Origin of the sequence: Trichloromonas sp. (genome assembly GCF_034006665.1) — a bacterium.
Lineage (GTDB): Bacteria > Desulfobacterota > Desulfuromonadia > Desulfuromonadales > Trichloromonadaceae > Trichloromonas.
On the sequence record NZ_JAVESI010000073.1, the window covers coordinates 1 to 8,470 of the forward strand.

An 8,470-nucleotide genomic window follows, 5' to 3' on the forward strand; every position below is an offset into this window, starting at 1 on the left:
CTTTTAATAGGCGACTGAGACTCACTAGAGCCTGTTCAAGCTGGGGGTCCTGAAATGTGTGCATGCCACCTGCTCCGTTGGGCGCGGTTTAGAATGAAAAGAAAGGCTACTTCAGCATATATTTAATGGGTATTTGGAATCTACTGTTGAAAGCATCTCGCTTCAGGGCTTCCCCAGGGATTCCCCCGTGTTGAAAATCAGGAGAAATACCCGTCCTCGAAAAGTTGAATCAGCTTGAGAAGGTCTACCCCATACTCCACTACCGGCTCCTCGGCAGAGCCTTCCAGCCCGCGTTTAAATTCCTGGATAAATTCGTACCCCGACACGGGGCGTTGCCGAGGCTTCTTCCGCAGAGAGGGCGATTTTTTGATGGCCTGCTTCTCGAAGAGGAGCCTTGCCCGCAGAACCTCGAAGCTGTAACCACGACCCATCCGGTTGATTTGCCGGGCGATGGCGTTCAGCGACTCCGTGTAAGCGTTGGTAACGGGATTTTCGTAGTAGTTGAAGATTTCCTTGTTCCAGTTCCCCAGGGCGACTTGGAGATCACGAAAATCCTTTGCGACATCCGTGGGAAGAGAGTTTGCCCAACGACCGGCGACGATTTCGGCGGCGGCTCGGGTAGGCTGATCGTAAATCTCGAAAAAGCGTTCCTTGGCGTCGTAGGCGCAACCCAGTTCAGGGAAAAGCGAGAACCATTTGCGGGCGTCCTTCTTTTCGTCTTCCGACAGGGCGCTTTTTCTCTTCAGCAGCACGAACCTCTCGTTCTTTAGTTTCAGCCTGGTCTTTTGATCGAGTCCCTTCCTGATCCTCTTGCGAACTCTCTCCAGCCCCTCGTTGGCCATCCTCAAAACATGAAACTTGTCCACGACGATGAGCCGTCCGGGGAGTTCCTGGACGCCGAGTTGCCGGTACGGATTCCACATATCCATGACCAGGGTCGTAACTTTCCCCTTGTCCGGCAGGTTTCTGAAATAGTCGATGAGGTTGGCTTTTTTGCGCGACGGAAGCATGTCGAACAGGGCCAGCTCTTTGATGTTGGTGAGCATAGCCCGATAGTCCCCGATGATCTTCAGCTCGTCGATGCCGAGGACTTCCGGCGTCTGGTATTTATGCTGCTTCTCCTTCCGGGCCAACATATCGTCGAAGATGTTGCGAACTGTCTTGTTGTCAACGCCCACTTCCCGGGCCAGGGACATGAAAGTCTCGGTAAGACATCGATGCTCGATGTAATCGACCAGCCGCTTTGTCGCCTGGCGCTTTGGGTCAATGTCGGGCATAGGCTCAAAGGCGGTCTTGCCGCAAATTTTGCAGCGGAACCGCCGACGGTGAACCTCGATCATGGTTCGCTTACCGTGGATCGGCGTATCCATGATGATCTGCTTCTGCGCCCCATGACGATAATAATCATCATGGCCACAACCGCCACACGGCCCCGGCTCAAGGTGTCCGTGGGCGGCAACAAAATAATGGTCCCCACAGTCTTCGTAGTCCGTCACGCGCAAACAGGGCAGATTTAAGAGGTCGGTCATGATGAGATCGGCCCTTTATGGTTAAAGTATAGGCTCCGCCGTCGCCTTCTCCCGCAACGCCTCATAGAGATTCCCCGGTCCCAGTAGGACATCCTGCAACCCCTGCCGCACTTTTTCGCTGTTCAACGCCTGGGTGCTCATACTGGTGTGGGCGGTCAGGGCATCCATGATGGCGGCGAGGATTTCGTTGGCGAGATCCGGCGAGTTGGCGAATTGCTCCTTGGTGTTGCTGGCCGCTTGCTGGGCCAGGACTTCCGACTCCATCAGCTTGCCCTTGAGGACGTTGTTGACATAGACCAGCTTGTCGTCCTCGGTCAGATTCCCCTCGAACAGTTCGTTGACCTGGGCGATGATCTCCCGCAGCAGCGCCTTCTCCTTGTCCTGCACCGACCCTGTCCCTACCTCCGTCATCGGCTTGAGCTTTTCCCCTCCCTCCAGGGACAGGGATTGCCGTTCGTGCTTTTTGAGGTTGTGGTGGGTCAGAATCACCTTAGACAGGTCGATCTCGTCACGCTCCCGCCCGTACTCCAGCAGGGGAATCAGCAGCCGGAAAAAGATGGCCCGTTTTTCAATGGCGGTGTTGCCGTAGTCGAAAATCTGGGAAAGAAAGGTATAGGCCCGGACAAAACTCTGCATATCGGACTTGAATAGCACCAGCGCATCCAGGGCGTTCTTGGCCTGTTCGGCGACCGCCTTGTCCCTTTTCTTCTCGGCCGCGATTCGGGCGGCCCGGGCTTCCTTGTACTGTTGCAGCAGCCGCGAGGCGACCGGCTCGATGGCGGCGGTCAGATCCTTTTGCTTCGAGGCAGGATTCAGGTAGACCTCGATCACCCGGTCGATTTCAAAGTCGTCGTAGAACCCAGCGGCGTCCAGCTTGCTCCGCAGGTTGAAGATCATGTCCGGGTCGGTCACGTTCTCCAGTTCGGCATTCCCGTAGTAAGGCTTGAAGGCGTCGAGGATGTCTTGAGGGGAGTTGACGAAATCGACGATGAAGACGTTCTCCTTGCCCGGATAGGCCCGGTTGAGGCGGGAGAGGGTCTGCACCGCCTGGATGCCGGAGAGGCGTTTGTCGACGTACATGCCGCACAGCAGGGGCTGATCGAAGCCGGTCTGGAATTTGTTGGCGACCAGGAGGATCTGGTATTCCCCGGTGTCGAAGGCATCGCGGATGTCGCGCCCGCGCAGGTTGGGGTTGAGGATCGTGCTTTTCTCGGTAAATGGATCGGGGCCGGTCTCCGGGTCTTTGACTTCGCCGGAGAAGGCGACCAGGGTGCCGATGGGATACTTCTGGGCCTTGATGTATTTGTCGATGGCCACCTGCCAGCGAACGGCTTCCTTGCGGCTGGCGACCACCACCATCGCCTTGGCCTGACCGTCAAGCAGGCCGGCGACGTTCTCCCGGAAATGCTCGACGACGATCTGAACGCGCTGAGAGATGTTGTAGGCATGGAGCCGGACCCAGCGCATGATCCCCTTGAGGGCGGCGCTTTTCTCGACCTGGGTGCTGTCGAGTTCTTTGCCGTCCTGGGCCAGCTTGAAAGCCAGGCTGTACGGGGTGTAGTTCTTCAGAACATCGAGGATGAATCCCTCTTCGATGGCCTGGCGCATGGTGTAGACATGGAAGGGCGCAGGCAGGTTGTCCTGGGCGGCCTTCCGGGTCGGATCGGGACGGGAGCCGAAGAGTTCGAGGGTTTTGGCTTTCGGCGTGGCGGTGAAGGCCAGATAGGTAATGCCCGAGTCGGCGGCCCGGGCGGCCATTTGCGCCACCAGCAGATCCTCGGTGCTGACCTCGCCGCCGTCTTCGAGCTCCTGCAACTCCTCGGCGCTCAAGACCGCCTTGAGCTTGGCGGCGGCTTCGCCGGTCTGGGAGGAATGGGCCTCGTCGGCGATCACCGCGAAGCGTTTGCCTTCGGTTGCCGCCAACTCCTGCACGGCGCGCAAGGCAAAGGGGAAGGTTTGGATTGTGCAAACCACAATCTTTTTGCCGTCGGCCAGGGCCTTGGCCAGTTCTCCGCTTTTGGAACCCTGCTCGCCGCTGATGGTGGCGACGACGCCGGCGGTGCGCTCGAAGTCGAAGATGGCATCCCGAAGCTGGGCATCGAGTACCGTGCGGTCGGAGACGACCAGGACCGTATCGAAGAGCTTCTGGTGGTTTTCATCGTGAAGGTCGGCGAGAAAGTGGGCCGACCAGGCGATGGAGTTGGTCTTGCCGGAACCGGCGGAGTGCTGGAAGAGGTATTTGCCTCCCGGCCCTTCCGCGAGAATCGCCTGGACCAGCTTGCGCGTGGCGGCGAGTTGGTGGTAGCGGGGAAAGATGATCCCCACGACCTTCTTCTTGTTGTCCCGCTTGGTGATGAGGTAGCGGCCGATGATCTCCAGCCAGCTTTCCCGCTCCAGCACCTCTTCCCAGAGGTAGGCGCTGCGGTGTCCGCCCTGGGGGTTGACCGGGTTGCCGGCGGCTCCGTTGTCCCCTTTGTTGAAAGGTAGAAAGGATGTTTTCGGGCCGGCCAGCTTGGTCGTCATGTGGACTTCCATGTTGCTGACGGCGAAGTGAACCAGCGCCCCGCAGGGGAAGGAAAGCAGCGGCTCTATTCCTTTGCCCTTGACCTTCGGGTTGCGGTCGAAGCGGTACTGGTCGATGGCGTCGTGAACGGACTGGGTGAAGTCGGTCTTGAGTTCGGCGGTGCTGACTGGGATGCCATTGAGGAAGAAGACCAGATCGAGGCGTTCCGGGCCGTGAGAAAGATAAACCTCACGAACAACCCGCAGCCGATTGGCCTCATATTTCTCCATCGTCTCCGGGTTGATCGCCAGGGCCGGCTTGAATTGCGCGAACAGCAACGGCTGGCGCAAGCCGATCATCTCGACACCGTTTCTCAGGACATCGAGCGTACCGCGATCATCCAGCGACTTCCGCAGGCGATCCAGAAGGACGGTTTCAGCCGAAGGCCCGTGGTTTTTGCTCAAGGCATCCCAGGCTTTCGGCTGGGTCGCCTGCACCCAGGCCACCACATCCGCCGGGAACAGAGCGCGGGCGCGGTCATAGTCTTGGGCATCCCCGGGCGCATACAGCCAGCCGTGGCTGCCTAAGTGCTCGCAGATTTCGTCAACGAATTTGAATTCTTTATGAAGAGTATTGGCAGGCAAAACAGTTGTCATTATCCCCTCGCTTATAACCCGAGAAACTTTTTGAAGGCAGACCAGCCGAGGTCTTTCATCAGCTTCTCAAGGGTATTGGAAAATTCCCTGTTTTCCTTCTCGAACCGCAATCTGGCCCCGGTTTTGAAACCAAAATGGCGGGACAAGTGTTCAATAGAAGATTGTTCATCGTCCATGTCGCCAACAGCGACCCAATGTTGTACCGCGACGATAATTTCATGTTCGGCGATCTGGAGGCCCGAAACCTCGGACTCGTTTGATGGGTTTCCCTGCCAACGAACCCGGATGAGACTGAGATCATCATCTCCATCTGGATCTATGTAAGGGAGAAACAAGGTCCCGTCTGTAATTCTTTCCGCAGCGAACGTACCGTCAATTTTCTTGTGCTGAAAATGGGCCAAGTTCGCCAGGAAAGATACTATCCTTTCGCTCAAAGTGCTTCTCATGCCGGGCAATACCCTCTCACATCAATCTTCCCCGTCACCGCCGCCGAGATCATGGCCGTGCGGCGCTCTTTCATCAACTCGATGGCGTGTTGGGCTTCCTCGATCAAAGCGTCGATCTTGCCGGTTTCGTGGTCGAGGAAGGCGGCGATGGTGCGTTGTTCGGGGAGAGGGGGAATGGGGAAGGGAAATTTACCTAAAGCGTCTCCAGACAATTCGAGAAATGTTGTACCGCGACCGAGGATATTTAACTCCCCAGTTGAAACAAGCAAAAGGTAGACGCAGTAACGGGAGTTTTGCCCTCCCTGGGGGACTAAAGCCTTACATCCCTGATTAGTACATAAACTCTTGGCGGCAATTCCAAGGGTGCCTATGGGCGCCCTCGTTGAAAGAATCACGCTACCCGAAGGGACAAGGGATGTCCCGCACGAATCTAAGCCGGCCTGAGTAATCTTTCTCGCTGAATCGGCGACTTCAAGGCCCGGAAGTTTCGACAAGTCTGCCGGAGTAACCCAGACAATGTCACCGTCCCAAAAGGTGTCAGAATCCGATTTTGGCGTTGATCCCCCGATAATTGAGTACCCATGCTTCAATGAAGCAACAGTCCATTCCTCTGGCACCTCGCCCAGCCACTCCACCCCGGAATCCTTCATCCTCGCATTGGGATCAAGCCCCTTGGTGACGGCATGGGAGATCACCGCCTGGCGCTTTTCCTTGAGAAGACCTATGAGCTTTTCCTGCTCGGCCACCAAGGCGTCGATCTTGCCGGTTTCGTGGTCGAGGAAGGCGGCGATGGTGCGTTGCTCGGGGAGAGGGGGAATCACTATTGGAAACGACATCAGATCATCCCTGCTCATCTGCAAAGAGTTCGGTCGGATTCCCGTGAGAAATTTAGTGTACCCCTTGACGTACAATCCACTACGCATCAGATGATGCACATATCGTTTATCCAGGTCACTTGTAATCCGATAGCTGCGGTAGGCAGGACTGACGTGACCCTCGAAAGCAGAAACCCCCAAGCCTGCATAATTAAGCCACATTGTATTAACTACTAACTGCCCGGGCCTGACAATCCTATAGCCCACCAAGTCCTCATCGGACCTTTTCTGGTTTTCGTCGTCGTACTGTTTAACCTCTATGCCTCTATAGCCAGAAACGGAGAGCATTTCACCAACGACGATATTGTCTATTTTTTCAGGGCTTTCTGAAAAGTGGTGCCTAAACTTCCCCACCTCCCATCCTTCCGGCAACTCGCCCAACCACTCAACCCCGGAATCCTTGTATTTCTCGTAGCGAGGGATACTCATGCCGACAACTCCCCGATCATGCGGACGATGTTGTCCGTGACAACCTTCAACTCCGTGTCGATTTCGGACAGGGAGCGCGGCGGCTCAAATACATAGAAGTGCCGGTTGAAGGGGATCTCGTAGCCGACTTTGGTCTTATCCTTGTCAATCCAGGCGTCCGGCGCGTGCGGCAGTACTTCACGCTTGAAGTAGGCTTCTACGTCTTCGGCCAGAGGCACGTTCTCGGTATCGCGCAGACTCGAATCAGGCTGCCGCTGCCCTTTGGTCTTGCCCCGTTGTCCGAGAACGATATTGCCCTTCTCGTCGCGCAAGGGGCGCTCGACGGTAATGGTGTGGTAGCCGAAATCCCGGTTCTTGAAAATCCTGGAAATCGGCACGACCTTGACCTTGCCGCCTTCGGGGGCCTGCGGTTGCTTCTCGCCGGGATAAAGCACCTGCCGGGCCGCCTCCTTGCCGTCGGCATCCAGAACGGTCGCCAGTCGGGCTTCGGTGAACTCGCCAAAAATCCGGGTGACCTCGTCGATCTGCTCCTGGTTCATCTCCTTGCGCTTACTGCCCAGGCTTTTCCGCATCTTCTGCCAAAAACTCGAAGCGTCGATCAGTTGAACCAGTCCCTTGCGGTGGTCGGGCTTGCGGTTGGAACAAATCCAGACGTAGGTGGAAATGCCGGTGTTGTAGAACATATCCGTGGGCAGGGCGACGATGGCCTCGACCAGATCGTTTTCCAGCATATAACGGCGTATTTCGCTCTCGCCGGACCCGGCCCTGCCGGTGAACAGGGGCGAACCGTTCAGAACGATGCCGAACCGGCTGCCGCCGTCCTTGGCCGGACGCATCTTGCTGACCAGATGCAGCAGAAAGAGCATCGAGCCGTCGGAGACCCGGGGCAGACCGGGGCCGAAGCGGCCGTTGAAGCCCTTTTTCTCATGTTCGTCGGTAACGACCTTCTGCACCTTCTTCCACTCCACCCCGAAAGGCGGATTGGAGAGCATGTAGTCGAAGCGGGTATGGGGGAAACCGTCATCGGAGAGGGTGTTGCCGGCCACCATGTTGCTGATGTCCTGCCCCTTAATCAGTAGGTCGGCCTTGGCGATGGCGTAGGATTCGTCGTTGAGTTCCTGGCCGTGCATGGTCAGGCGGGCTTTCGGGTTCAATTCCGCCAGGTACTCCCCGGCCTCCGAGAGCATTCCGGCCGTTCCCGCCGTCGGATCATAGATAGTTCGCACGACCCCCGGCTTGGACAGCACGTCGTCGTCCTCGACGAAGATCAGGTTGACCATGAGCCGGATAACTTCACGGGGCGTGAAATGCTCCCCGGCCGTCTCGTTGGAGATCTCCGAGAAACGCCGGATCAACTCCTCGAAAACCAAGCCCATCTGGGCGTTGCTGACGCTATCCGGGTGCAGGTTGACGGTAAGGAATTTTTCGGTGATGAGATAAAGCAGACCCGCTTTGGCGAGCCGTTCGATCTGGGTGTAGAAATCGAATCGCTCGAAAATGTCCCGAACCGCCGGAGAGAAGGCCTGGATGTAGGCGAAGAGGTTTTCCTTGATGTGATCCTGGTCCCCCATGAGCTTCTTCATGTCGAAGGGGGAGACGTTGTAGAAAGCCTGGCCGGTCTTCCGCAGGATGAACGGCTCGGGATTGATCCCGGCCTTTTTCTTGTCCTCATATTCCCTGAGAACGTCGTCCTTGGTCTTTTCAAGAACGCAATCCAGGCGGCGAAGCACGGTAAATGGCAGAACCACCTTGCCGTATTCGGACTGCTTGTAGTCGCCCCGGAGCAGATCGGCGACCGACCAAATGAAAGAAGATAAGGCTTGTTGATTCATTGGACCCCTCACAAGGTTACGGGCGTCCTTGTCCTACTCGGACGCCGCGTATTAACAGGACATTCAGCCAATATTGGCTTCTTCCGGCGCGGGAAATTCAACGCCAGATTCCAATATCGTAGCCGATGATAACACGGGTGATTCAACAGTCAATTCCATTTTTTGATGGAATGATAGTTTTTTTAGGAAGGGACTTTCAA

General features: G+C 56.6%; 5 protein-coding genes. All 5 read right to left on the minus strand.

The window, feature by feature from the left end; all coding sequences use genetic code 11:
- Nucleotides 1-197: 197 nt before the first annotated feature.
- The 5 genes from RBR25_RS16960 to RBR25_RS16980 are packed head-to-tail and all read right to left on the minus strand — an operon-like array spanning nt 198 to nt 8,270.
- Entirely contained in the window at nt 198-1,529 is a 1,332-nt protein-coding gene (locus RBR25_RS16960; RefSeq protein WP_432820727.1) for an ISL3 family transposase, read from the minus strand.
- Nucleotides 1,530-1,550: 21 nt separating this feature from the next.
- Complete coding sequence (locus tag RBR25_RS16965; RefSeq protein WP_432820728.1) at nt 1,551-4,688, minus strand: type I restriction endonuclease subunit R; 3,138 nt, start codon at nt 4,686-4,688, stop codon at nt 1,551-1,553.
- 11 nt (nt 4,689-4,699) lie between these two features.
- Entirely contained in the window at nt 4,700-5,134 is a 435-nt protein-coding gene (locus tag RBR25_RS16970; RefSeq protein WP_432820729.1) for a hypothetical protein, read from the minus strand.
- On the minus strand, nt 5,131-6,438 hold the full coding sequence (locus RBR25_RS16975; protein ID WP_432820730.1) for a restriction endonuclease subunit S: 1,308 nt from the start codon (nt 6,436-6,438) through the stop codon (nt 5,131-5,133). Before RBR25_RS16975 ends, RBR25_RS16970 begins: the two co-directional genes overlap by 4 nt.
- Nucleotides 6,435-8,270 carry a type I restriction-modification system subunit M gene (locus RBR25_RS16980; protein WP_432820731.1) on the minus strand — a complete coding sequence of 612 codons (1,836 nt, stop codon included), beginning with the start codon at nt 8,268-8,270 and terminating at the stop codon, nt 6,435-6,437. Before RBR25_RS16980 ends, RBR25_RS16975 begins: the two co-directional genes overlap by 4 nt.
- Nucleotides 8,271-8,470 lie beyond the last annotated feature (200 nt).

Bases quoted from the DNA above. Each gene is read 5' to 3' on its own strand.
- RBR25_RS16960 (WP_432820727.1), bottom strand. From the start codon at position 1,529: ATGACCGACCTCTTAAATCTGCCCTGTTTGCGCGTGACGGACTACGAA.
- RBR25_RS16965 (WP_432820728.1), bottom strand. From the start codon at position 4,688: ATGACAACTGTTTTGCCTGCCAATACTCTTCATAAAGAATTCAAATTC.
- RBR25_RS16970 (WP_432820729.1), bottom strand. From the start codon at position 5,134: ATGAGAAGCACTTTGAGCGAAAGGATAGTATCTTTCCTGGCGAACTTG.
- RBR25_RS16975 (WP_432820730.1), bottom strand. From the start codon at position 6,438: ATGAGTATCCCTCGCTACGAGAAATACAAGGATTCCGGGGTTGAGTGG.
- RBR25_RS16980 (WP_432820731.1), bottom strand. From the start codon at position 8,270: ATGAATCAACAAGCCTTATCTTCTTTCATTTGGTCGGTCGCCGATCTG.